The sequence below is a fragment of the Aeromonas sp. 2692-1 genome, from assembly GCF_013085505.1.
GTDB lineage: Bacteria > Pseudomonadota > Gammaproteobacteria > Enterobacterales > Aeromonadaceae > Aeromonas > Aeromonas hydrophila.
This window is the reverse complement of the sequence record NZ_CP038513.1, coordinates 1,265,036-1,287,388: the sequence shown is the minus strand read 5'-3', so window position 1 is coordinate 1,287,388 and position 22,353 is coordinate 1,265,036. Positions and strand designations below refer to the sequence as shown.

General features: G+C 64.5%; 23 protein-coding genes. 15 read left to right on the top strand and 8 right to left on the bottom strand.

The window, feature by feature from the left end:
- The first annotated feature begins 82 nt into the window (after window positions 1-82).
- Both E5E97_RS06325 and E5E97_RS06320 read left to right on the top strand, forming a co-directional pair.
- Window positions 83-346, top strand: coding sequence for a hypothetical protein (locus E5E97_RS06325; RefSeq protein ID WP_118882052.1), 264 nt, complete (start codon window positions 83-85; stop codon window positions 344-346).
- Window positions 347-453: 107 nt separating this feature from the next.
- Window positions 454-1,299 carry a neutral zinc metallopeptidase gene (locus E5E97_RS06320; RefSeq protein ID WP_118882053.1) on the top strand — a complete coding sequence of 282 codons (846 nt, stop codon included), beginning with the start codon at window positions 454-456 and terminating at the stop codon, window positions 1,297-1,299.
- A gap of 64 nt (window positions 1,300-1,363) precedes the next feature.
- Here E5E97_RS06320 and aphA read toward each other — a convergent pair whose 3' ends face one another.
- Window positions 1,364-2,074, bottom strand: coding sequence for an acid phosphatase AphA (aphA, locus tag E5E97_RS06315; protein ID WP_162902054.1), 711 nt, complete (start codon window positions 2,072-2,074; stop codon window positions 1,364-1,366).
- Between the two features lie 221 nt (window positions 2,075-2,295).
- On the opposite strand from aphA, the gene E5E97_RS06310 reads away from it, so the two are divergent.
- The gene (locus E5E97_RS06310) at window positions 2,296-2,715 is read left to right on the top strand and encodes a nuclear transport factor 2 family protein (protein ID WP_118882055.1); all 420 of its coding nucleotides are present in this window, start codon (window positions 2,296-2,298) and stop codon (window positions 2,713-2,715) included.
- On the opposite strand, the gene E5E97_RS06305 is transcribed toward E5E97_RS06310, so the two are convergent.
- Entirely contained in the window at window positions 2,681-3,373 is a 693-nt protein-coding gene (locus E5E97_RS06305) for an AraC family transcriptional regulator (RefSeq protein ID WP_118882056.1), read from the bottom strand. The two genes, E5E97_RS06310 and E5E97_RS06305, sit on opposite strands and share 35 nt — an antisense overlap.
- A 148-nt stretch (window positions 3,374-3,521) precedes the next feature.
- On the opposite strand from E5E97_RS06305, the gene E5E97_RS06300 reads away from it, so the two are divergent.
- Genes E5E97_RS06300 through E5E97_RS06280 form a run of 5 tightly spaced genes read left to right on the top strand, consistent with a single transcriptional unit; the run spans window position 3,522 to window position 10,011 of the window.
- Window positions 3,522-4,742, top strand: a complete 1,221-nt coding sequence (locus E5E97_RS06300; RefSeq protein ID WP_171279996.1) for a PAS domain S-box protein — start codon at window positions 3,522-3,524, stop codon at window positions 4,740-4,742.
- A 9-nt stretch (window positions 4,743-4,751) separates the two neighbouring features.
- On the top strand, window positions 4,752-5,126 hold the full coding sequence (locus E5E97_RS06295) for a sigma-B regulator RsbS (RefSeq protein WP_011704395.1): 375 nt from the start codon (window positions 4,752-4,754) through the stop codon (window positions 5,124-5,126).
- Between the two features lie 6 nt (window positions 5,127-5,132).
- On the top strand, window positions 5,133-6,203 hold the full coding sequence (locus E5E97_RS06290; protein WP_171279995.1) for an ATP-binding SpoIIE family protein phosphatase: 1,071 nt from the start codon (window positions 5,133-5,135) through the stop codon (window positions 6,201-6,203).
- Window positions 6,204-8,870 carry a response regulator gene (locus E5E97_RS06285; RefSeq protein ID WP_171279994.1) on the top strand — a complete coding sequence of 889 codons (2,667 nt, stop codon included), beginning with the start codon at window positions 6,204-6,206 and terminating at the stop codon, window positions 8,868-8,870.
- Complete coding sequence (locus E5E97_RS06280) at window positions 8,809-10,011, top strand: HD-GYP domain-containing protein (protein WP_171279993.1); 1,203 nt, start codon at window positions 8,809-8,811, stop codon at window positions 10,009-10,011. Before E5E97_RS06285 ends, E5E97_RS06280 begins: the two co-directional genes overlap by 62 nt.
- On the opposite strand, the gene E5E97_RS06275 is transcribed toward E5E97_RS06280, so the two are convergent.
- Window positions 10,008-10,679 (bottom strand): adenine nucleotide alpha hydrolase, encoded by a 672-nt coding sequence (locus tag E5E97_RS06275; protein ID WP_171279992.1) that lies wholly within the window; start codon window positions 10,677-10,679, stop codon window positions 10,008-10,010. The two genes, E5E97_RS06280 and E5E97_RS06275, sit on opposite strands and share 4 nt — an antisense overlap.
- A gap of 248 nt (window positions 10,680-10,927) precedes the next feature.
- Between E5E97_RS06275 and E5E97_RS06270 the strand changes: the two genes are divergently transcribed.
- From E5E97_RS06270 to E5E97_RS06240, 7 genes are all read left to right on the top strand, one after another.
- A complete protein-coding gene (locus E5E97_RS06270) occupies window positions 10,928-12,244 on the top strand; it encodes an MFS transporter (RefSeq protein WP_043160913.1) in 1,317 nt (438 codons plus the stop codon).
- Window positions 12,245-12,379: 135 nt separating this feature from the next.
- The gene (locus tag E5E97_RS06265) at window positions 12,380-13,096 is read left to right on the top strand and encodes a MarC family NAAT transporter (protein WP_016349179.1); all 717 of its coding nucleotides are present in this window, start codon (window positions 12,380-12,382) and stop codon (window positions 13,094-13,096) included.
- A 160-nt stretch (window positions 13,097-13,256) separates the two neighbouring features.
- Window positions 13,257-13,460: a hypothetical protein gene (locus tag E5E97_RS06260; RefSeq protein WP_005308127.1), complete on the top strand. Its 204-nt coding sequence runs from the start codon at window positions 13,257-13,259 to the stop codon at window positions 13,458-13,460.
- A 264-nt stretch (window positions 13,461-13,724) separates the two neighbouring features.
- Window positions 13,725-14,621 carry an N-acetylmuramic acid 6-phosphate etherase gene (gene murQ, locus E5E97_RS06255; protein ID WP_171279991.1) on the top strand — a complete coding sequence of 299 codons (897 nt, stop codon included), beginning with the start codon at window positions 13,725-13,727 and terminating at the stop codon, window positions 14,619-14,621.
- 99 nt (window positions 14,622-14,720) lie between these two features.
- Window positions 14,721-16,175, top strand: coding sequence for a PTS N-acetylmuramic acid transporter subunit IIBC (gene murP / locus E5E97_RS06250; protein ID WP_042066887.1), 1,455 nt, complete (start codon window positions 14,721-14,723; stop codon window positions 16,173-16,175).
- 101 nt (window positions 16,176-16,276) lie between these two features.
- On the top strand, window positions 16,277-17,350 hold the full coding sequence (locus E5E97_RS06245) for a porin (RefSeq protein WP_041216656.1): 1,074 nt from the start codon (window positions 16,277-16,279) through the stop codon (window positions 17,348-17,350).
- A gap of 48 nt (window positions 17,351-17,398) precedes the next feature.
- Window positions 17,399-18,004 carry a DUF2057 domain-containing protein gene (locus E5E97_RS06240; RefSeq protein WP_171279990.1) on the top strand — a complete coding sequence of 202 codons (606 nt, stop codon included), beginning with the start codon at window positions 17,399-17,401 and terminating at the stop codon, window positions 18,002-18,004.
- Between the two features lie 88 nt (window positions 18,005-18,092).
- On the opposite strand, the gene E5E97_RS06235 is transcribed toward E5E97_RS06240, so the two are convergent.
- From E5E97_RS06235 to E5E97_RS06215, 5 genes are all read right to left on the bottom strand, one after another.
- The gene (locus E5E97_RS06235; protein ID WP_011704383.1) at window positions 18,093-18,953 is read right to left on the bottom strand and encodes an SIS domain-containing protein; all 861 of its coding nucleotides are present in this window, start codon (window positions 18,951-18,953) and stop codon (window positions 18,093-18,095) included.
- Between the two features lie 32 nt (window positions 18,954-18,985).
- Window positions 18,986-20,434: a metalloprotease TldD gene (gene tldD / locus E5E97_RS06230; protein WP_171279989.1), complete on the bottom strand. Its 1,449-nt coding sequence runs from the start codon at window positions 20,432-20,434 to the stop codon at window positions 18,986-18,988.
- 150 nt (window positions 20,435-20,584) lie between these two features.
- On the bottom strand, window positions 20,585-21,391 hold the full coding sequence (locus tag E5E97_RS06225) for a carbon-nitrogen hydrolase family protein (protein ID WP_118882065.1): 807 nt from the start codon (window positions 21,389-21,391) through the stop codon (window positions 20,585-20,587).
- A 19-nt stretch (window positions 21,392-21,410) separates the two neighbouring features.
- Window positions 21,411-21,998 carry a nucleotidyltransferase domain-containing protein gene (locus E5E97_RS06220; protein ID WP_171279988.1) on the bottom strand — a complete coding sequence of 196 codons (588 nt, stop codon included), beginning with the start codon at window positions 21,996-21,998 and terminating at the stop codon, window positions 21,411-21,413.
- The gene (locus E5E97_RS06215; RefSeq protein WP_171279987.1) at window positions 21,995-22,327 is read right to left on the bottom strand and encodes a Dabb family protein; all 333 of its coding nucleotides are present in this window, start codon (window positions 22,325-22,327) and stop codon (window positions 21,995-21,997) included. Before E5E97_RS06215 ends, E5E97_RS06220 begins: the two co-directional genes overlap by 4 nt.
- Window positions 22,328-22,353 lie beyond the last annotated feature (26 nt).

Here is a 22,353-nt window from a genome sequence, read left to right as displayed (position 1 = left end):
AATGTTTTTATCGAAATATTTCAATGTGTTAATAGCTATCTCGCTATACTGGCATCCTTTATGACATGACGAGGCACAGCACATGAACGAACCCACCGAGTTCTTCGACGAACAAACCCTGCTGGAGATGGTCGACAACCAGCTGAGCGACGGCCACCCGCTGCAGGTCAAGGCGACCCTGATGCGGCTGGTAATGAAGGGCACCCCCCGTGAAGAGGCGCTGCAATATATCGCCTGTGCCCTGGGGGCCGAACTGATGGCGATGGAAGCGGATCAGGGCCCCTTCAACCTCGAGCGTTACGGCCAGTTTCTGGACTCCCTGCCCGAGATGCCCTGGGCCGAATAAACGCCCACTCCCGCCGCCGGCGACCCGGTCGCCGGCCTGCTCCCGTTAGGCAAGCCACCCCGCCAGCCATTATCATTACTGCCACCGGACAGCAGGGGAGCAAGCATATGCGCTGGCAAGATCGCCGTGAGAGCAACAATGTGGAAGACAGGCGCCAGCAGAGCGGCGGGGGCGGCATCCCCATCGGCGGCAAGGGGCGCCTGATCCTGCTGGTGGTAGTCATGGTGGCCGGCTACTACGGGGTGGACCTCTCCCCCCTGCTCAGCGAGCCGACCACCCAGAACCAGCCCCAGCGTCAGGAGATGTCTCAGCCGGCCAAGGATCCCCTCGCCAGGTTCACCTCGGTGATGCTCGCCTCCACCGAGGATGCCTGGGGCGAAATCTTCCAGCAGAGCGGCAGCCGCTATCAGGCCCCCAAACTGGTGCTTTATCGCGGCTCAACCCGTACCGGCTGCGGCCAGGGCCAGTCGGTGATGGGCCCCTTCTACTGCCCGGCGGATCGCACCGTCTACATCGATCTCTCCTTCTATCAGGAGATGCGCGACAAGCTGGGGGCCGACGGCGACTTCGCCCAGGGCTACGTGGTGGCACACGAGGTGGGCCACCACGTGCAGAACCTGCTCGGCATCGAGCGCAAGATGCGTGAGCAACAGCAGGGGTTGAGCCGGGCCGAGCAGAACAAGCTGTCGGTCAAACTCGAGTTGCAGGCTGACTGCTTTGCCGGCGTCTGGGGCCACTACATGGAGCGGGAGCAGGTGCTGGAGCATGGCGATCTGGAAGAGGCGCTCAACGCCGCCCAGGCCATCGGCGACGACCGTCTGCAGCAGCAGAGCCAGGGCCGGGTGATCCCGGACAGCTTCACCCACGGCAGTTCGGCCCAGCGCTACGCCTGGTTCAAACGCGGCTTCGACAGCGGCAAGCCCGCCAGCTGCAACACCTTCGCCGCCCGCTAGACGCCCAAAAGAAGGGCCGGATCCTGACAGGATCCGGCCCTTTTTCCATTCATCATGAGGAACGTCAGTACTGGGAGTTGACGATCACCTCCTCCCCCAACGCGCCAGCCAGCGGCAGCGGCCGGTAGGTGGAGTTGGCCGAGCGCAGCAACCGGATGCCGCGAATGCCGAGCTCCTGCGCCGCCTTGATGTCGCCATCGGCATCGCCGTAGAAGATCTTCATCTGCTTCTCCTTAAGCCACTGCACCTTGGTGTTCTGGCCCGGCTGATCGCCGGCGAAGATCACCGGGTTGAGCTGGTCGGCTGGAATATTCATGGTCTGCTGCAGGGTCTTGCTGACGGTTTCGGTCTTGGTGGCCGAACGGCCAGTGACGAAATAGATGTGATCGCCGCGCTCAAGGTGCATGGCGATGAGCGCCTTGCCCACCTCTTTCGGCACGCTGAACGCGTCCCAGCCGTTGTTCATCTTCTCCCAGAAGGCCGGGTTCTTCAGGTAGCTCTCGTCGTTGGGGGAGAACTCCTGCTTGCCGCGATAGAACCCCGGGCTGGAGAAGAGCAGGGTGTCGTCGATGTCGAAACCTACCGCCATCGGCGGCAGCCCATCCAGGCTCTTGGCAATCTGCGTCACCGACACCCAGTGAATGGGGGCCTGCTGGGCCAGGGTCACCGCAGTGACACCGGCGGCACTGGCCGGGGCTTCGACCGCCACAGCGGGCAGGGTCAGGCTGGCGGCGACCAGGGAGGCAAGCAGGGCAAAACGGGGAGATAAGGACATGATACGGCTCGTGACATGAAGGAAACAGGGGGCCGATCCTGCCCCATACCGGCACCGGAAACCGTGAAACCCGCCACAAAACAGGGCCAAGTGGCACGCATCGCCACGGCAAGCCCCCATCTTGATCTTGGCGCAATCGCCAAACAGGATGGCGTGGGCACCAAGGCCGGAGCCGACGATGCGCCCCATACTGGCCACTCCCATCCACTCAGGAACTCATCATGGATTACAAGCAACGGCTGCAAGCCTGCCTCAACCGGATCATCTGCGATCCCGATTTCACCCCGGCCGAACTCGATCACTGGTTCTGCCCGGACTATGTCCAGCTGGTGGATGACCAGCAGCTGGATCGCGCCGCCTTCGAGCAACATCTGCTGGTCCTGCGCCAAAGCCTGGCCCGCAGCGAGATCCGCTTTGTCTCGCTGCTGGCCGAGGGAAACCGGGTGCACTCCCTGCATCGGGTGCGGGCCTGGCGTCACGACGGCGCCCAGATCGAGTGCAAGGTGAGCGCCCTGTTCACCTTTCAGGGCGAACGCCTGAGTCACACCGACGAGCTGACCTGCCTGCTGGCGGGGGAGCCGGCCGACCGGGATCTCGGCTCCCGCCTCACGGCCCCGCCGGTTCCCGCAAGAAGCGATTGAAGGCGTGAGAAAAAGCGCTGAAATCCCCGTAACCCAGTTCGAGGGCTATCCGCGACAGCGGCTGGCCCTGTTGCTGCAACTGGCGGGCCCGTCCCATCACCACCTGTTGCCGCCATTGCCGAAAGCTGCAGCCCAGCTGCTGGCTGAACAGCCGGTTGAGGGTGCGCACCGAGGCACCTGAATCGGCCGCCAGCTCCGCCAACCCGTATTCGATGGAAGGGTGCCGGCAGACCCGTTCCAGCACCCGCAGCAGCCGCACGTCCAGCGCCGCGCTCAGCATGAATCCAGCCGCCACCGGCGCCTGTCGCAACTCGGCCGCCAACACCGTCAGATAGGCATCCCTGAGCCCCGGCTCCGCCATGTCCGCCAGTCGCTCGAACAGGCCGGCCAGCAGCGGGCTCACCTGGTGGGTCGTCAGTTCGCTCCCCCCATCCGGGTCATCCAGATAGATCAGACTGAGCCGGGAGTGACGCAGCACCCTGAACTCATGGGCCAGCCCGGCCGGGATCAGGCAGAGCTGGCCCGCCACCAGCAGCACGCCTGCCGCCTCACTGCTGATCACGCCACCACCCCGATGCAGGTAGCAAAACTGTGAGCCGCCGTGACAGTGGAGGGCGGTGAGGGCGCCTTGCGGGTAGTCGCGATACAAGAGGTTCATGACGAACTCCCCAGGCCCAAGGCCCAAGGCCCACCCACCAGCAGGCTCTTTCGGCACTTCTTGTCCCCCGCTCTCGCCCCGGTGGGCTATAACTGCTGTACGCCTTCTAATGACATTCAAATCAATTGCACCATTTATTGGAGATGCCATGGACGTGCACACCGCAGCTGCCCATTCGAACACCACCACTCCCGCTTCACCCCAGGCCAGACTGGAGGCCGTCGACCAGCTGATGGCACGGCTCGAGCTCGCGCCAGACGGCTTGATTCTGGATGCCAATCCCCGTTTTCTCGCCATCATGGGATATCAGCTGGCCGAGCTCAAGGGTCAGCACTACAGCATGCTGCTCCCCGCTGAGGCAGAAGAATCCGCCGACGAGGCCGCCCGTTGGCAGGCGCTGCGGACGGGGCAGGCACAGGAGGGCGAGTTTCACCGGCTCGATCGCCAGGGCCGGGACATATGGCTGCGAGGCAGTTGCAGCCCACAGCTGGATGAACAGGGCGCGCTGGTCCAGGTCATCGAATACACCATGGATCTGACCGAGCAGAAGCAGCTGAACGCCAACTTCGAAGGGCAGCTCAACGCCCTCAGCCGGGTCATGGGCAAGGTGGAGTTTTCACTGGATGGCATCATCCTCGATGCCAATGCCCGCTTTCTGGAGACGGTGGGCTATCAGCTGGAGGAGCTGAAGGGCCAGCACCACCGGCTGCTGGTCGATCCTGACTACGCCCAGTCGGCCGACTATCGCAGCTTCTGGGAAACCCTGCGCCGCGGTGAATACCTGGCGGGAGAGTTCTGCCGGCTCGGCAAACAGGGGGAAGAGATCTGGATCCAGGGCTCCTACAACCCGGTGCTGGATCTCACCGGCAAGCCTAGCAAGATCGTCAAGTTTGCCACCGACATCACGGCCCAGGTGGCGCAGCATCGCCAGCTCAAGCGCGCCATGGAGGAGGCCGAAGAAGCCGCCAGGGTGCGCGAGGAGCTGCACAAGTCGCTGCAGGAGATGTCGACCCCGGTCACCCCCATCTGGGACGGGATCCTGCTGCTGCCCCTGGTGGGGATCATCGATTCCATGCGCACCGCCGACGTGATGAACAAGTCGCTCACCAAGATTGCCGAGACCCGGGCCCGGGTCTTCGTGCTGGACATCGCCGGGGTCGCCACCGTGGATACCGGCGTCGCCAACCAGCTGATCAAGATCACCAAGGCGACCCAGTTCATGGGGTGCGAGGCCATCATCTCCGGCGTCTCGCCGGCCATCGCCCGCACCATGGTGGAGCTGGGGGTCTCTGTTGGCGACATCCGTACCACGGCGACCCTGCGGGATGCCTTCGAGATCGCCCTCAAGCGGGTCGGATCCACCCTCTAGGAGAGATGCATGCTGCTCAACAATGATCTGGGCATCGCCGACGTGGCCGACTGCATCGTGGTCAGCATGCGCCCCGACCTCGGTGACGAGGGCATGCAGCAACTGATGCAGGCCCTCTCCCAGCGGCTGATGCTGGGCCGCCAGCACGCGGTATTGCTCGACTTCTCCGGGGTCATGCTGCTCGATCACCACGAATTCAGGCAGGTACGCAAACTGGCCGAGGTGTGCCGCCTGCTCGGCGCCGTCTGCCTGCTGGTGGGGCTGAATGCGGGGATCGCAGCCTTTCTGGCGTTGGCCGATGCCGAGCCCGGGCCGCTGCGCTGCTTTCTCGACATGGACGATGCCTTCGCCCATGTTCGCACGACGCTCAAGGATGAGGAGTAGCGCAGCATGCAGTTGGAACAGAGCGTGCAAGAGGCCAGCTACCCGCTGCGCCACGACATCGACCTGCACCTGACGGTGATGGCGGTACGCCGCCTCCCCTTCATCGCCAACCTGTCCGAGGTGGACCGTGCCATGCTCTCCACCGTGGTCTCCGAGCTTGGCAGCAACATCCTGAAATACGCGCAGCGGGGGGAGATCACCCTCACCCTCCACCATCCCAGAGGGCGCCCCTGCATCGACATCGTCGCCCGCGATCAGGGCCCCGGCATTGGGGACGTGCATCAGGCCATGCAGGATCACTACAGCACCTCGGGCACCCTGGGCCTGGGCCTGCCCGGCGTGCGCCGCATGATGTCGGAACTCACCATCAGTACCCCGCCGGAAGGGGGGACTCTGGTGCAGGCCCGCAAGTGGCTGGGCGCGGCGCCTCTGGTATCCAGGCCAATCGCCCCCCTCGCCTGTGCCGGCCAGCTGCACGCCGGCCTGCAGCTGGCATGGGCCAGCGAGAACCGCCCCTGCTATCCGGAACGGGTCTCCGGCGATCTGGCCTTCATCCGGCCAGGGCCTGAGGGGGTGTCGCTGATCCTGATCGACGTGAGCGGCCACGGCGCCTCGGCCAACAAGCTGGTACAGGTGCTGGAGGCGGCGCTGCAGCAGACCCGCGAGCAGGAGCCGGCCCGCCTGTTGCAACTGTTGCACCAGCACTGCATCGGCACCCGGGGCGCCGCCGCCGGCGTGGCCCTGGTCAACGGCGAACGGGGTGAGCTGAGCTATGCCGGCATCGGCAATACCCGCATCTGCCTGCGCGGCCGCGAGCCCTGGCGCGGCATCTCCCGCGATGGGGTGCTGGGAGAGCGCTTCCCCACCCCCTTGCTGCAGCGCCAGCCACTCGTCGCGGGGGACGTGGTGATGCTCTATTCGGACGGTATCAGCGAATCCCTCAACCTGCGCGACGGTGCGCTGGATCTGGCCGCCGAGCCCGCCCAGCTGGCACGCCAGGTGATCGCCCACAGTGGCCGCAGCACCGACGATGCCAGTTGCATCGTGCTGCGGGTGCTGGCAGGAGAGGAGGACTAGATGCGGCAACTGATCGGTGAAACCCTGCTGTCAGGGCCGGCGGCGGCACTCACCGCCCGGCGCAAGGTGATCCAGGTACTCACCTGCCTCGACAGAAGTCCCACCTTCGTGGCACCGCTGGCAGGCGCCACCTCCGAGCTGGTACGCCAGCTGGTGGCGAACGCTGAGCCGCTGCAACTGCAAGTGTGGCTGGAGCCACACGCGCAGGAGTTGTGGCTCTCGCTCTTGTCTGATGCCCCCATCTCCCCCGAGCCGGATGGCCGCCATTCACGTGGCATCCGGCTGGTAGCCCACGCGGACAACGCCATCGCCCTGGTCTACCGCCTGCCCCGCTGGCCCGATGAACCGCTGCTGCAACAGATGCAGCGGCAGTTCGCCGAACCGACCAGGGACGAGCTGTTTGCGGTGATGCAGGCCAAGAACCAGGAGCTGGAAGTGGCCTATGAGCTGGCGGAGAGCGCGACCCGGGCCAAGAGCGATTTTCTCGCCAACATGAGCCACGAGATCCGCACCCCCATGAACGCCATCCTCGGCATGTCCCATCTCGCCCTGCAGACCCGGCTCGATCCGCAGCAGTTCGACTACGTCAGCAAGATCCAGCGTTCGGCCCAGCATCTGCTCGGCATCATCAACGACATCCTCGACTTCTCCAAGATCGAGGCCGGCAAACTGGATCTGGAGCGGATCGAATTCGATCTCGACCATGTGCTGGAAAATCTGGCCACTCTGGTGGGCGAAAAGGCAGAGGCCAAGGGTATAGAGCTGCTGTTCGAGGTCGACCACCAGCTCGACACCCTGCTCTATGGCGATCCCCTTCGCCTCGGCCAGATCCTGATCAACTACGCCAACAATGCCGTCAAGTTCACCGAGCAGGGGGAGATCCTGGTCAAGGTCAGCTGCCTGGAGAAACAACCCCAGGAGGTGTTGCTGCACTGCTCGGTACAGGACACCGGGATCGGCATGAGTCAGGAGCAGCAGCAGCGGCTGTTCCAGTCATTCCAGCAGGCGGACAGCTCCACCACCCGCAAGTACGGCGGCACCGGCCTCGGCCTCGCCATCTCCCGCAAGCTGGCGGAGCTGATGGGCGGCGAGGTGGGGGTACAGAGCGAACCGGGCCAGGGCAGCACCTTCTGGTTTACCGCCCGACTTGGCCGGGGCAGGCGCAGATCCCGCTATCTGCCGAGCCTGGATCTGCGCGGGCGCCGCATGCTGGTGGCCGACGACAGTGCCAGCGCCCGTACCATCATGGCCGCCCTGCTGCGCAGCATGAGCTTTGTGGTGGACACCGCCGAATCGGGCCAGCAGGCACTGCAGATGATCGCCGGCGCCGAGCAGGAGGGGCAGCCCTACGAAGTGGTATTGCTGGACTGGCACATGCCGGGGCTGGATGGCATCGAGACCGGTCGCCGCCTCATCGCCCGCGGCATGGGCCAGCGTCCCTACCGGGTCATGGTGACCGGCTACGGACGGGAGGAGGTCTTTCGCCAGGCCGATACCGCCGGCTTTGATCGGGTGCTGGTCAAGCCGGTATGTGCCTCCGTGCTGTTCGATACCGTCATCGGCCTGTTCGGTCAGCAAGCAAGCCCTCTCATCTTCAAGCCACCCCAGGCGACCCACCACTACCGCTTCGACGGGCTCAGGATCCTGCTGGCGGAGGACAACGAGCTCAATCAGCAGGTGGCGCTGGAGCTGCTGCGGGCGGTCGGCGCCGATGTCAGCATCGCCGGCAATGGCGCCATCGCGCTGGAGATGGTGGCCCAGACCCACTACGACCTGATCCTGATGGACATGCAGATGCCGGTGATGGATGGCCTGGCCGCCACCCGGCTGTTGCGCGAGCGGGAAGACGTCGGACAACACACCCCGATCCTGGCAATGACGGCCAACGTCATGGCTGGTGACCGCGAACGCTGCCTCGCTGCTGGGATGGACGATCACATCGCCAAGCCCATCGACCCCGACAGGCTGTATGCGGCCCTGCAGCGCTGGGCAACCTCCTTCAGCCGCGAGGTCAGCAGCAGACTCACTGTCTCGCGCGCATCCCCCGCCACCGCCTTGCTGCCACAGCTGCGGGCGCTCGGGCTCAACGCCGAAACCGCCCTGCAACGCTTGATGCACAACTGGGAGTGGTATCGGGATCTGCTGCAACGTTTCGCCCGCCAGGGGAGTCAGCCGATGGAAACCCTGCTGGCCGCCCTGCAGGCGAATGACCGGGAAGAAGCGCATCGCCAGGCCCATACCCTCAAGGGCATAGCCGCAACGCTGGGGGCCGGGTCGCTGCAGGAAGTCTCGGCCCGGCTGGAGAGTGCCCTCGCCCGGGGAGACGATGCCGCCAGCCTGCTGCCGCTGGCCGAATTGGGGCTGCAACAGCAGCAGGAACTGGCCGCCGGCCTGCTGACACTGCTGCCGGCCCCTGCCGCCCCCGGCTTGCCGGAGGCTACCCCCGCCGAGCTGGCCCCCCTGCTGCACCAGCTGACCGGGCTGCTGCTGGAAGACGATGCGGAAGCCTTCATCCTGTTCCAGCGCAATCAGGCCAGGCTCACCCCCTTGCTGGGCGAGGCGGCACCGGCCATGCACGATGCCATGACCCGTTTTCGCTTCGCCGATGCCCTGGCACATCTGCAACAAGTCCGGGCCCTCAGACCCGATCTGTTCAACCAAGAGTGAGGCCACCATCATGCTCAACTTGCTGGATCCCGATACCAAACCCACCCTGTTGGTGGTCGATGACACACCGGAGAACCTCTCCCTGCTCAGCGCCCTGCTCAGCCCCCACTACCGGGTCAAGGTCGCCATCAGCGGCCAGCGGGCGCTGGAGATCCTCTCGGCCGGCACCCGGGTGGACCTGATCCTGCTCGACGTGGTGATGCCCCAGATGGATGGCTATCAAGTGATGCAGGCGCTGCAGGAGATGCCGCAGGCGCGGGAGATCCCGGTGATCTTCCTGACCGCCAAGGTGGAGGAGAGTGCAGAGGCGCACGGCCTGGCACTGGGGGCCGTCGACTACATCCACAAACCGATCACCCCCGCCATCGTGCTGGCCCGGGTTAGAAACCACCTGGAGCTAAAAGCGGCGCGAGATCTGCTGCACGACCAGAACGCCTTCCTGGAGCAAGAGGTGGAGCGCCGTACCCGGGAGAACGAACTGATCCAGAACATCACCATCCACTCCCTCGCCTCGCTTGCCGAAACCCGCGACAACGAGACCGGCAACCATATCCTGCGCACCCAGCACTATGTGCGGCTGCTGGCGGAGACCCTCTGCGAGCACCCCCGTTTTCGTGCCGAGCTGACCCCCAAGACCATCGATCTGCTGTTCAAATCGGCCCCGCTGCACGACATCGGCAAGGTTGGTGTGCCGGACCGGATCCTGCTCAAGCCCGGCAAGCTGGATGCGGACGAGTTTGCCCAGATGAAGCATCACTCCATTCTCGGCAAGGAGGCCATCGTCCATGCCGAGGAGGCGCTGGGGGTAGAGGTGGAGTTTCTGCGACTGGCCAAGGAGATCGCCTGCTACCACCACGAGAAGTGGGACGGCACCGGCTACCCCTATGGCCTGATCGGCGACGAGATCCCCCTCTCGGCCCGTTTGATGGCGCTGGCCGACGTGTACGACGCCCTTATCAGCAAGCGCTGCTACAAGGCCGCCATGTCCCACCAGGAAGTGGTGCCCATCATACTGGCGGGGCGGGGCAATCACTTCGATCCCGACATCACGGACGCCTTTGCCCGCATCCACCAGCAATTCCACGAGATCGCCCTGCGCTACAACGACGACAAGGGCGAGCGGGAGCCCAACCGCGACTAGGCGGTGGCGGGCAGCAGGTCGGTAAAGACGAAGCCGTCCCGCTCCACCGTCTCCCCCACCCGGATGGCCAGCGGCCGCTGGAACATGGGGCCGTCCCAGGCCAGGGTATGAAACTCGCCGTTCTCGCCGCAGGGGTCCACCCCGGCGGGCAGGGCCGCCAGCAAGGCCGCGTCAAACTCATGCCCGCCGAGGGTGGCGGGCAGTTTGCGCGGATCCAGGGTGCTGATCCTGGCCCTGAGCCCTGCCGCCATCATCTCGCCTGCCAGCTCGTCGGTCTTGCTGCCCCACAGCGGAAACAGCGGCGTGATCCCCGTCCCCGCCAGCTGCCGCTCCCGATAGGCACGCACATCCTCGAGGAAGAGATCACCAAACGCCATGTGGCGGATCCCCTGCGCCACCACGTCCGCGATCAAGTCGGTCATGATGCGGGCGTAATCTTCATTGCTGCAGGGCCAGGGCAGGTCGATGGTAGTCAGCGGCAAGCCCACGCACTCGGCCTGTGCCAGCAGCAACTGCTTGCGTACTCCGTGCATGGCCACCCGTTCGAACGCCTGGTTGAGGGTGGTGAACAGTCCCACCACCTCGATGGCCGGATCCTGCCGCAGTGCGTGCAGCGCCCAGGCGCTGTCCTTGCCGCTGCTCCAGGAGAGCAGCACCTTGGTCTTCATATGATTTCTCCAGCTATCTTGAGGTCGGAGCCAGCAAGGCGCCGGCCATCGTCCTGATTATTCGCCCCGAGAGATGAGCCCGGCGCTTGAGCGTGTCGCTCCGTCTCACTGCACCAAAAAGCTGCAAGACAGTGTTGCGAATTGTGCGATTTACATCACGGGATGCAAAAGCATACCCTCGGTAATGAGCGTGTCCCCTGCAAGGATGGGGGAACAATAACTAAAAAAACTATGGGAAACATAAGGATATGACGACAGTCACACCAGCTTACGACCACAGCCGTCCCCTCAACCGACAGGATTACAAGACCCTGAGCCTGGCCGCCCTCGGCGGAGCCCTCGAGTTTTACGACTTTATCATCTTCGTCTTCTTCGCCGTGGTGATCGGCGAGCTGTTCTTCCCGGCCGACATTCCCGAGTGGCTGCGCCAGTTCCAGACCTTCGGCATCTTCGCCGCCGGCTATCTGGCCCGCCCGCTGGGCGGCATCATCATGGCCCACTTCGGCGATCTCATCGGCCGCAAGCGGATGTTCACCCTCAGCATATTGCTGATGGCACTGCCGACCCTGCTGATCGGTCTGTTGCCCACTTACGCCACCCTCGGCATCGCCGCGCCCCTGCTGTTGCTGCTGTTGCGGATCCTGCAAGGGGCCGCCATCGGCGGTGAAGTGCCCGGTGCCTGGGTATTCGTGGCAGAGCATGTGCCGGCCCGCCGGGTCGGTGTCGCCTGCGGCACCCTCACCGCCGGGTTGACGGCCGGCATCCTGCTCGGCTCCCTGGTGGCCACCGCCATCAACCGCGGCATGAGCCCAGGCGAGGTGAGTGACTGGGGCTGGCGGCTGGCCTTCGTGCTCGGCGGGGCGTTCGGCATTGTCGCCATGTACCTGCGCCGCTGGCTGCACGAGACCCCGGTCTTTGCCGAGATGCAGGCCAACAAGGCGCTGGCGGAAGAGCTGCCGCTCAAGACGGTGCTGCGCAGCCACAAGGGCAGCGTCGTGGTCTCCATGCTGCTCACCTGGCTGCTCTCCGCCGGCATAGTGGTGGTGATCCTGATGACCCCCACCTACCTGCAGAAGGTGCACGGCATCAGCCCGGCCGATGCGCTGACCGCCAACTCGCTGGCCATTCTGGCGCTCACCTTCGGCTGCATCGTCTATGGCCGGCTGATCGACGCCCTCGGCAGCGGTCCCACCTTCATGCTGGGCTCCTTGCTGCTGGCCGGCGCCAGCTACGCCTTCTATCACGGGCTGGCGACCGACACCAGCCAGCTGGTGCCGCTCTATGCGCTGGCCGGTTTCTCGGTGGGGATCGTCGGTGCCGTGCCCTACGTCATGGTCAACGCCTTCCCGGCGGTGGTGCGCTTCTCTGGGCTGTCGTTCTCCTACAACGTGGCCTACGCCATCTTCGGTGGCCTGACGCCCATGCTGGTCACGCTCTGGATGAAGGAGGACGTGCTGGCCCCCTCCCACTACGTAGTCAGCCTGGCTGCGCTCGGCTTCGTGCTCGGCCTGCTGCTCTGGCTGCAGCAGCGCAGCCAGCGCCAGAGCGCGCCGCAGGCCGCCTGAACCATTCCGAGCCCCGCCCAGTGCGGGGCTTTTTTCATATGGCTGGTGTTCAGCCAGGCCGACATAAGATAGCCTCCCTCTCGGGCCCCTCGACGGCCCGGGACACTCCTCCACCCTAGTCATCCGAGGTTCATGATGTTCTTTCAGGTCGTATTTCTCGCCTTGCTGGCGCTGCTGCCCATGGTCAACCCGCCCACCACGGCCACCCTGTTGCTGGGGCTGAGCAAGGGCATGTCGCGCGAGCACGTGCGCCGCCAGATCAACCTGGCCGCCATCTATCTGTTCTGCACCCTCTGCGTCAGCTTCTTCATCGGCTCCTCCATCCTGGATCTGTTCGGGATCTCCATTCCCGGCCTGCGTCTGGCCGGCGGTCTCATCATCGCCTTCATCGGCTTTCGCATGCTGTTCCCGGCACCGAGCCAGGCGGCCGGGGTCGACATCAACCAGAGCATCGCCTTCGTGCCGCTCACCATGCCCAGCATGTGCGGGCCGGGCACCATGGCGCTGGTGATCAGCGGCGCCGCCCAGATCGCCGAGCTGCCGGACGAATACAACCGCTTCACCATCTATGCCGCCATGGTCACCGCCTTCGCCCTGATGAGCCTGCTCAGCTGGGGGGTGCTCAAGCTGGCGGATCCGGTCTGCAAGATCCTCGGCGCCACTGGCATCGATGCAATGACCCGGATCATGGGCTTCTTGCTGGTCTGCATGGGTATGCAGTTCTGCATCAACGGCATCAAGGAAGTGGCGCAGGATCCGGTGTTCCACGGTGCGCCGGCGGCACAAACGGCCCCCGCGTTGCCACACGTATCCGGCGCCCTTGATCAATTGCCGGACCCGCGCCAGCCCTGACTGAAAACGGTGTCATAAAAGCGCAGGAATCGTCGCTGATCTTGCGCCTGATCATGTTGTTGACACATAAATGAGTTAGTGTGTTTTTCATACAGATTCGATTCAGAGAGTGCTTGGTAGGTTTATGGATGGACACCCACTCACTTCAGGAGATGTGCAAATGGAAAAGATGCTGACCGAGATTGGAAGCTACAGCCTGTTTCATGAATATCTGAACGTGGTCGGTGCCGCCAGCCCCGCTCTGACCCGGATCAAGAGCCGGTGGGAGTACAAGCAGAGCGATCGTCTGGTTGCCCAGATCAGGGTCGATCAACAAGGCAACGCGCGCTTCTTCATCGACGCCCGCGCCATTTCGGTCAACTGACCGAGCCCCGTATCTGCAGCCCCGGCCCTTGCCGGGGCTTTTTATTGGCTGGCGCTCACCCCCTCCTCGGCGCAATCAGCACCACCCAGCTCCCCCCATGGATGTCACCGTGTAGGAATTTTCATAACTTAAAAACAAAAATAAATGGAATAATTAATTATGCGACATTGATCTCATCATAGAAATCAAAAATCGATAATCATGCCTGTCATCAAGAGGGATGTTTTACGCCGGGAGTGGCGATGACCTTAAGCAGAGGAAACGATGACCATTGACCTATCAAGCATGATTACCGAGACCCGCAACCCGGCCAGCGTCGAGATCGACCAGTTGCCGACCCTGGAGATGCTGCGCGTCATCAATCAGGAGGATCAGCAGGTCGCGCTGGCGGTCAGCCAGTTGCTGCCCGAGATCACCCGGGCGGTCGATGCCATCGCGGCAGCGTTCGGCAAGGGAGGCCGGCTGGTCTACATCGGCGCCGGCACCTCGGGCCGGCTCGGCATTCTGGATGCCAGCGAGTGCCCGCCGACCTACGGCGTCTCTGCCGAGCAGGTGGTCGGCCTGATTGCCGGCGGCCACAAGGCCATCTTGCAGGCGGTCGAGAACGCCGAAGATGACGCCGAACTCGGCGCCCAGGATCTGAAAAACATCCAGTTCTGTGCCAACGACGTGCTGGTGGGCATCGCCGCCAGCGGCAGAACCCCCTACGTACTGGGTGCCATGGCCCACGCCAGAGCGGTGGGCGCCACGGTCTGCAGCATCAGCTGCAACCCGGGCAGCCCGCTGGCCCAGGCGGCCGACATCAGCATGGTGGCGGTGGTCGGCCCCGAGATCGTCACCGGATCTTCCCGCATGAAGGCGGGCACCGCGCAGAAGCTGATCCTCAACATGCTCTCCACCGGCGCCATGATCCGCACCGGCAAGGTCTACGGCAACCTGATGGTGGACGTGGAAGCCACCAACGCCAAGCTGGTGGAGCGGCAAAAACGCATCGTGATGGAGGCCACCGACTGTGAGCGCGCCGTGGCGGAGCGGGCGCTGGCACAGGCGGACAACCACTGCAAGACCGCCATCGTGATGATCCTGGCAGGACTCACGGCCGACGAAGCCCGCACCCGCCTGCAAAGCAGAAACGGCTTCATCAGCCAGTGCACCCACTGATCGGCCAACCGCACATTGGCCGGGCCAGGGACGGCAATACCACAACAAGAACGGGGTGCCCAGGCACCCTCATGACACAACAGACTGACTGGGTTCTTTATGGCAAAAATAACTGACACCATGGTTGGCCAGCTCATCCAGGCCATCGGTGGCCGCGACAACATCACCCACTGCGGCCACTGCATGACCCGGCTGCGGCTAAGCCTGGCGGACAGCCTGCATGCCGACCGGGATACCATCAAGCGCATCGCCGGCGTGATGGGGGTCATCGAGAGCGACGACCAGTTCCAGATCGTGCTGGGGCCGGGCAAGGCCCAGACCGCCTGCGAGTTGATGAACGGCATGCTGAGCGCGGGGCTCGGCGCACTGGAGGCGCCAGCCGCCCAATCCGCCGATCTGGGCGAGATCGCCGCCGCCAAGAAACAGGCGCTGAAGCAGAAACAGACCAGTGCGGCCCACCGCTTCCTGGCCAAGTTTGCCACCATCTTCACTCCGCTGATCCCCGGCTTCATCGCCGCCGGCCTGCTGCTCGGCTTCGCCACCCTGATCGAGCAGACCCTGCTGCTGGAAGGCCAGCAGGCGGGCGGCATGCTGGCCGAATTCGTCGGCTACATGAAGCTGTTCAGCAAGGGCTTGTTCAGCTTCCTCAGCATCCTCATCGGCTACAACGCCCAGAAGGCGTTCGGCGGCTCCGGGGTCAATGGTGCCATCCTCGCCTCGCTGTTCGTGATGGGCTATGACCCGCAGGCCACCAGCGGCATCTATGCCGGGGTCAGCGACTTCTTCGGCCACCAGATAGATCCGCGCGGCAACATCATCGGGGTGCTGATCGCCTGCATCATCGGCGCCTCGGTGGAGCGTCAGGTACGCCGCTTCATACCCGACAGCCTCGACATGATACTCACCTCCGGCATCACCTTGCTGATCATGGGAGCCGTCACCTTCGTCCTGATCATGCCCCTCGGCGTGCAGCTCTACAACGGCATGTCCTGGCTCTTCATCCACCTCAACGGCAATCCGTTCGGCACCGCCATCCTGGCCGGCCTGTTCCTCATCTCGGTGATGTTCGGCATCCACCAGGGATTCGTGCCCGTCTACTTCGCGCTGATGGATGCCCAGGGCTTCAACTCCCTGTTCCCCATCCTGGCGCTGGCAGGGGCCGGCCAGGTCGGCGCCGCCCTGGCACTCTACAGCCGCGCCGGCAAGGACTCCCTGCTGCGCACCCAGGTCAAGGGCACCATCATTCCCGGCATCCTGGGAGTCGGCGAGCCGCTCATCTACGGCGTCACCCTGCCGCGGGTCAAACCCTTCATCACCGCCTGCTGCGGCGGCGCCCTCGGCGGCTTCCTGGTCGGCCTCATCTCCTGGCTGGGCCTGCCGGTCGGTCTCAATACCGTGTTCGGCCCCTCCGGCATCGTCGCGCTGCCGCTGATGACCTCGGCCCAGGGGATCTTCCCCGGCATGCTGGTCTACGCCGCCGGCCTCGCCGTCGCCTACCTCGGCGGCTACCTCATCACCCTGATGTTCGGCTGCAAGAACGTCGATCTGAGTTAATCCCCCCTCCGGATTTATCGCCAAGGTCTGGCCCCGAGCAATCGGGGTCACGGCCAAACTCACCCCGGCTCTGGCACAGAGCCCACACAGGAAAGACAACAATGAAACAGTCCATGCTTGCCCTGGCCATTCCTGCCCTGCTTGCCGTCGGTACGGCGCAGGCCGCCGTCATCTATCAGGCCGATGACGGCTCCAACGTCGATCTCTACGGTCGCCTCGGCTTCAACATCTCGGACAAGAAGAGCGGCAACGATCAGGGCGACTTCGACGGCCGCATCGGCTTCACCGCCCGCCAGACCGTCAACGAGCAGGTAGCCGTGATCGGCATGGCCCAGTACCAGGTCAATGCCGCCGAATACGCCAACAACGTGCAGAAGAACAGCAGCGATCTCACCGCCCGTTACGTCTGGGCCGGGCTCGATGGCGGCCAGTGGGGCAAGCTGACCGGTGGCCGGGTCTCCTCCGGTCTCATCATGTTCACCGATATCGGCGACGTGTTTGCCGCCTCCGATGTCTCCATGGCGCGCCAGGCCAGCAAGGTGGACTCCACCGCCGTGCAGGTGTTCCGTCAGGACGGCACCCTGCAATACCAGAACACCCTCGGCAATCTGGACTTGTCGCTGGCCTACATCCTCGGCAACGGCACCTCGGATCTCGACTACGGCTACAACGGCGCCCTGCGCTACACCTTCGATCTCGGGGCGGCGGGCAAGCTGGCGCCGGTCATCGCCTACCAGCAGAGCAAGGCGGCCCAGACCGGGGCCGGCAAGGTCGACCCCAATGCCGACGAGTACCGCTTCAGCGGCATCGGCACCCGCTACACCCTGGGCCCGCTGATGCTGGGGGCCCTCTATGCCAAGGATCAGGTGAGCTATCGCAACGGCCAGGCGGACAGCGAAGACAAGGTGTGGGAGCTGACCGCCGTCTACGACATCAACCAGAAGTGGGCCGCCCGCGCCGGCTACCGCCACCTCGACAACGACGGGGGAGACGGCATGAGCCTGCGCGACACCACCCTGGAGCTGCAGTACAAGCTCACTCCGCGCTCCTCCCTCTACAGCGCCTACGTGTTCCGAGGCGGTGAAGACGGGCTGGCCGGCAGCACGGTCACCAGTTTTGGCGGCAGCAGCAACAGCGAGGATTTCTACCACCTCGGACTGCGCTACGAGTTCTGATCCCCTGCCGGCCAGTCGGCCGGCTTTTGCTTTCTGCTGGAGCCCCCCATGATCCGCCTCCCACTGCTCACCACCCTACTGCTGTTGCTGGCCCTGCCAACCCAGGCCGCCCGGCTGGAGCTGGCAGACAACCTCACCCTGCTGGCCTCATCCCGGGGCAAGGCCTCCCCCTTCGAGCGCGCCCTCACGCTGCCCGCCGGTGAGACCCGGCTGCTGGTACGCTTCGACAGCCCGCTCGATCCCGGCTCCACCAACGAGAGCCAGGGGCGCGCCCGCTCCGCCCCGCTGCTGCTGACACTGACCCTGCCGGCCAACGGCACCCTGCGGCTGGTCACCCCGCCACTGCCCACCCCGCAGGCCATTCGCCGCTTTGCAACCAGCCCGGCTCTGCAACTGGCGACCGCTGACGGCACCCGCCCCTTGCTGACCACTGCGCTGCCGCGCAGCCAGGACAGTCTGCTGACCGACTATCAGGCGCTGCTGGCCCGTTACGACGGGTCGGCCAGCGCAGCCACCGCCCTGCCCGCCGTCACGCCCGTGCTGCCCGCAGTCACCCCGGGCGCCGTGCCCGTCGACCCTGAACTGCAACGGCGCTACCTCGCCGCCGACGAGGCCCAGCGCAAGGCCTTCCTGCGCTGGGCCCTCGCCCTCTGAACCGGCACTGGCCCATAAAAAAACCACCCGCAGGCGGGTGGTTTTTCTTTCTCGGCAGGTCTCGGCGTCTGTTGCAGCCAGCCCTGCTTCACTCCTTGTTGAGCCGGTCGATGGCACCCCGGGTGCCGTCGATCAGCGCCCAGGCCTCGTCGCGGCGCTGCACCAGGCCGAGGAACAGGATATCGGTGATGGTGTTCTGGGCGGTACGCGACGAGATGGAGGAGATGCGCAGCTCGTTCTCGTCGGCCACCGTGTCCAGCACCATGTCGGCCATCTGCCGCAGAGGGGTGTTGCGAAACGAGGTGACCGCGATCAGGGTGGCGCCGTTGCGCTTGGCCAGCTCGGCCGCCGCCAGCACGTCCCGGCTGGCGCCGGAATAGGAGACCACCAGCTGCACGTCCCCCGGGCCCAAGGTCTGGGCGATGGAGATCTGCACGTGGCTGTCCTGGGCGAACAGAGTGGTGACCCCGATCTTGAGCAGCTTGTACCAGAGATCCTTGGCGGTCAGCGCCGAGCCACCGATCCCCACCAGCTGGACCCGGCCAGCCTGGTTGATGACGTCCAGCACCCGCGCCAAAGTGGCATTGTCGAGGGCCTGGGTGGTCTCCACGATGGAGTTGATCTTCTCCTGGGCCAGCTTCTTGGCCATGGTCTCCAGATCGTCGTCGCGGCCGATGCCGTTGTAGAGATCCCCTACGTTGTCGGTCTTGATGGCGTGCTTGCGCCCCAGATCCTCGCTGACCGCCAGCTTGAAGGCAGTGAAGCCCTTGAACCCGATCTTCTGGGTGAACTTCACTATGCTCGACTGGCTGACGTCAGCCTGCTGCGCCAACTCCTGGGAGGAGAAGTGGGTCACCTGCTCCGGGCAAGCCAGGATGTAATCGGCGATCTTGAGCTCGCTGGGGGAGAGCTGACTGCGGATATTGGAAATTTTCGACAGGGTAAGCATGGGTTCTCTCTGCTGCTTGTTCTGCGGCGCCCTTACTGGGTGCCGCCCACGGTGAGCTGATCCAGCTTGAGGGTGGGCTGGCCGACACCGACCGGCACGCTCTGCCCCTCCTTGCCACAGACCCCGACCCCGCGATCCAGCGCGAGATCCTTGCCCACCATGGAAACCTGGCTCATCGCCTCGGGGCCGTTGCCGATCAGGGTCGCCCCCTTGATGGGTGCGGTGATCTTGCCATCCTCGATGAGGTAGGCCTCGGAGGCGGAGAAGACGAACTTGCCGGAGGTGATATCCACCTGACCGCCGCCGAAGTTGGGGGCGTAGATCCCCTTCTTCACCGAGGCGATGATCTCGGCCGGATCATACTGACCCGCCAGCATGTAGGTGTTGGTCATGCGCGGCATCGGCAGGGCGGCGTAGGATTCGCGGCGGCCGTTGCCGGTGAGCGGCACGCCCATCAGACGGGCATTCTGCTTGTCCTGCAGGTAACCCTTGAGGATGCCGTTCTCGATCAGCACGTTGTAGCCGCCCGGCGTCCCCTCGTCGTCGATGGAGACGGAGCCGCGCCGACCCGGCAGGGTGCCGTCATCGACGATGGTGCAGTGCTTGGAGGCCACCTGCTCGCCAATGCGGCCGGCAAAGGCCGAGGAGCCCTTGCGGTTGAAATCCCCCTCCAGACCGTGGCCCACCGCCTCGTGCAGCAGCACACCGGGCCAGCCGGCACCGAGCACCACCGGCATGGTGCCGGCCGGGGCATCGATGGCGTCGAGGTTGACCAGCGCCTGACGCACCGCCTCACGCACATAGCCAAATGCCCGGCTCTCCAGCCCGTCCAGCTCGAGGAAATAGTCGTAGCCGAAGCGGCCACCGCCACCGGCGCTGCCGCGCTCGCGACGCTCGCCCTTCTCGGCGATGACGGTCACCGAGAGGCGCACCAACGGCCGCACGTCGGCGGCCAGGGTGCCGTCGGTGGCGGCTACCAGCACCTCTTCATAGACGCCGCTGATGGAGGCCATCACCTGATTGATGGCGGGATCCAGACTTCTGGCGAACTTGTCCATCTGCTCCAGCAGGGCGATCTTCTGCTGCTTGTCGAGGGTCTGCAGCGGATCCAGCGCCGGGTAGAGCAGGTTTGCTTCGGTGCGAGCCCACGCCTTCACCTTGCCCTGCGCACCGGCGGCCGCGATGCCACGGGCGGCGGTCACCGACTGTTGCAGCGCCAGCAGGCTCAGCTCGTCAGAGTAGGCGAAACCGGTCTTCTCGCCGCTGACGGCGCGCACCCCCACCCCCTGATCGATGTTGTAGCTGCCATCCTTGACGATGCCGTCCTCCAGCATCCAGGACTCGTGCCAGCTGCGCTGGAAATAGAGGTCGCCGAACTCCACCTGATGGCTCATCAGGCTGCCGAGCAGCTGCTGCAGCCGCCCTTCGTCGAGGTCGTGGGGGGCCAACAGGGAGGCACTAACCTGGCTCAATAGACTCAATCTTTCTCTCCACTCTCGATGCGAGATGTCGTAACGGTTAAATCCCAGACCGTGGGTTCGCTTGGCGAAACGTCAGCGGACGTCCAACCCACCATCGGGTTTGCAAGCGTCCGACTCCCCCACCACAGGGCGAATCGAACCTGCACATGTTCATAGCAGACGGGCATGGCCCAGCACCGGCATGGTGCGTTGCAGTTCGTCGACAAGACCGGGGTCCAGCGGCGCCAGCACGGTGCCGCGCCCGCTGTCCAGGCTGGCCAGCACCCGACCCCAGGGGTCGATCACCATGCTGTGGCCCCAGGTCTGGCGCCCCGTCTCGTGGGTGCCGCCCTGGTTGGCGGCTACCAGGTAACACTGGTTCTCGATGGCGCGGGCCCGCAGCAGCGGCTCCCAGTGCGCCTCGCCGGTCACGGCGGTGAAGGCGGCAGGCACCAGCAGCACACGGGCGCCGGCGCGGGCCAGCCGGCGGTACAGCTCGGGAAAGCGCAGATCATAACAGATCGAGAGGCCGAGGGGACCAAACGGGGAGTCCACCAGCACAGGCTCCTCACCGGGGCTGAAGGTTTCCGATTCCCGGTAACGGCCGTGATTGTCCGCCACGTCCACGTCGAACAGGTGGATCTTGTGGTAGTGGCCCTTGCGCTCGCCGCTGGGGTCGAACACCAGGGTACTGGTGTGGATATGGTCGGAACCGGCGATGGTGGTCGGCATGGCCCCCGCCACCAGCCAGATGCCGTAGTCACGGGCCCATTCGGCCAGTTGCTGCTGGATCGGGCCCTCACCGATGGTCTCGGCCCCGTCCAGATAACCCTGCCGCTCGCCAAACAGGGCGAAATTCTCCGGCAGCAGCACCAGCAGTGGCCGCTCACTCGGCAACAGGGCCAGCTCGGCGGCGATCTGCTCCCGGTTATCCTGCCAGTTGCGGCCCGATACCAGCTGTATTGCGGCTAACCACATGGTTCTCTCCTTGTCCGCGTTACTCGCGATCCACAATATCCGGGTCTTTATCCATCTCTGCCAACAGTTTACGCAGATGATGCCTGACTAATCCCCGTTGGCCCCGCTCCGCCCATTTGAGGCAATCGAACAGCTCCCACACCAGACCATTACCGTCCCCCATGTAGGCAGGGAAATCCCAATGGCTGGGCGCGGGCCCCGCGACCTCCAGCGCAGATAGCGAATGGGTTTTATCAAAAAGAGTCATGTAAGGCTTGGCAAGCGGGAAACCGGCATCGCGATCAAGGATATGGATCTCGATGCTGGACATATCCAGGAAGATATAACGCCAGTAGGAACAGACATCTTCATGTTTTCCTTGCCAACAGTGGAACACCGCACGTTCACCGACAATGGAACGAACCAGCGCTTCCCCATGCTGATGAAAACCCGGCTCGGCCAGCAACAAGACATCGACATCAGAGACCCGGTCCGCCTTTCCTTTGGCAAGCGAACCAACCACCACCCCGGCACCAATGGCTGGATGGGCTTTACCATGTTCCACCACGGCTCGCAACAACGCCAATTGCAGCGGTGGAATCTTGCCCCAGCGCTCATCCTCCATCATGACAGCGTCCCAACAGCAACCGCATCGCCGGCCTGCAGGGTGTAATCCAGCACTATGATACGTTCCAGCACCGGGCGGAAGATGGCCTTGAGGGCATCGTGATCCGGGTGGGGCAGATAGTGCTGGCGGGCCGCCTCGTCGGCAAAGGTCATCAGCACGCTGTGGGTGAAGCCCTCGGCCCGCCCTTCCGGGCTGTCATCCCGCCCCCACTCCACCGCCAGCACGCCGCTGACCTGATGGGGGATGGCGAGAAAGGCCGCGCGCACCGCGTCTATCTGTGCGGGCAGAGTGCCCGGCTTGAAGGCGATCAGCAGGATATGTCGGATCATGGCTCACTCCTTGTGATGGTGCCGGG

Excerpts from the sequence above, each read along its gene's own strand:
- E5E97_RS06325 (WP_118882052.1), top strand. The coding sequence starts at position 83 with ATGAACGAACCCACCGAGTTCTTCGACGAACAAACCCTGCTGGAGATG.
- E5E97_RS06320 (WP_118882053.1), top strand. The coding sequence starts at position 454 with ATGCGCTGGCAAGATCGCCGTGAGAGCAACAATGTGGAAGACAGGCGC.
- aphA (WP_162902054.1), bottom strand. The coding sequence starts at position 2,074 with ATGTCCTTATCTCCCCGTTTTGCCCTGCTTGCCTCCCTGGTCGCCGCC.
- E5E97_RS06310 (WP_118882055.1), top strand. The coding sequence starts at position 2,296 with ATGGATTACAAGCAACGGCTGCAAGCCTGCCTCAACCGGATCATCTGC.
- E5E97_RS06305 (WP_118882056.1), bottom strand. The coding sequence starts at position 3,373 with ATGAACCTCTTGTATCGCGACTACCCGCAAGGCGCCCTCACCGCCCTC.
- E5E97_RS06300 (WP_171279996.1), top strand. The coding sequence starts at position 3,522 with ATGGACGTGCACACCGCAGCTGCCCATTCGAACACCACCACTCCCGCT.
- E5E97_RS06295 (WP_011704395.1), top strand. The coding sequence starts at position 4,752 with ATGCTGCTCAACAATGATCTGGGCATCGCCGACGTGGCCGACTGCATC.
- E5E97_RS06290 (WP_171279995.1), top strand. The coding sequence starts at position 5,133 with ATGCAGTTGGAACAGAGCGTGCAAGAGGCCAGCTACCCGCTGCGCCAC.
- E5E97_RS06285 (WP_171279994.1), top strand. The coding sequence starts at position 6,204 with ATGCGGCAACTGATCGGTGAAACCCTGCTGTCAGGGCCGGCGGCGGCA.
- E5E97_RS06280 (WP_171279993.1), top strand. The coding sequence starts at position 8,809 with ATGCCCTGGCACATCTGCAACAAGTCCGGGCCCTCAGACCCGATCTGT.
- E5E97_RS06275 (WP_171279992.1), bottom strand. The coding sequence starts at position 10,679 with ATGAAGACCAAGGTGCTGCTCTCCTGGAGCAGCGGCAAGGACAGCGCC.
- E5E97_RS06270 (WP_043160913.1), top strand. The coding sequence starts at position 10,928 with ATGACGACAGTCACACCAGCTTACGACCACAGCCGTCCCCTCAACCGA.
- E5E97_RS06265 (WP_016349179.1), top strand. The coding sequence starts at position 12,380 with ATGTTCTTTCAGGTCGTATTTCTCGCCTTGCTGGCGCTGCTGCCCATG.
- E5E97_RS06260 (WP_005308127.1), top strand. The coding sequence starts at position 13,257 with ATGGAAAAGATGCTGACCGAGATTGGAAGCTACAGCCTGTTTCATGAA.
- murQ (WP_171279991.1), top strand. The coding sequence starts at position 13,725 with ATGACCATTGACCTATCAAGCATGATTACCGAGACCCGCAACCCGGCC.
- murP (WP_042066887.1), top strand. The coding sequence starts at position 14,721 with ATGGCAAAAATAACTGACACCATGGTTGGCCAGCTCATCCAGGCCATC.
- E5E97_RS06245 (WP_041216656.1), top strand. The coding sequence starts at position 16,277 with ATGAAACAGTCCATGCTTGCCCTGGCCATTCCTGCCCTGCTTGCCGTC.
- E5E97_RS06240 (WP_171279990.1), top strand. The coding sequence starts at position 17,399 with ATGATCCGCCTCCCACTGCTCACCACCCTACTGCTGTTGCTGGCCCTG.
- E5E97_RS06235 (WP_011704383.1), bottom strand. The coding sequence starts at position 18,953 with ATGCTTACCCTGTCGAAAATTTCCAATATCCGCAGTCAGCTCTCCCCC.
- E5E97_RS06225 (WP_118882065.1), bottom strand. The coding sequence starts at position 21,391 with ATGTGGTTAGCCGCAATACAGCTGGTATCGGGCCGCAACTGGCAGGAT.
- E5E97_RS06220 (WP_171279988.1), bottom strand. The coding sequence starts at position 21,998 with ATGATGGAGGATGAGCGCTGGGGCAAGATTCCACCGCTGCAATTGGCG.
- E5E97_RS06215 (WP_171279987.1), bottom strand. The coding sequence starts at position 22,327 with ATGATCCGACATATCCTGCTGATCGCCTTCAAGCCGGGCACTCTGCCC.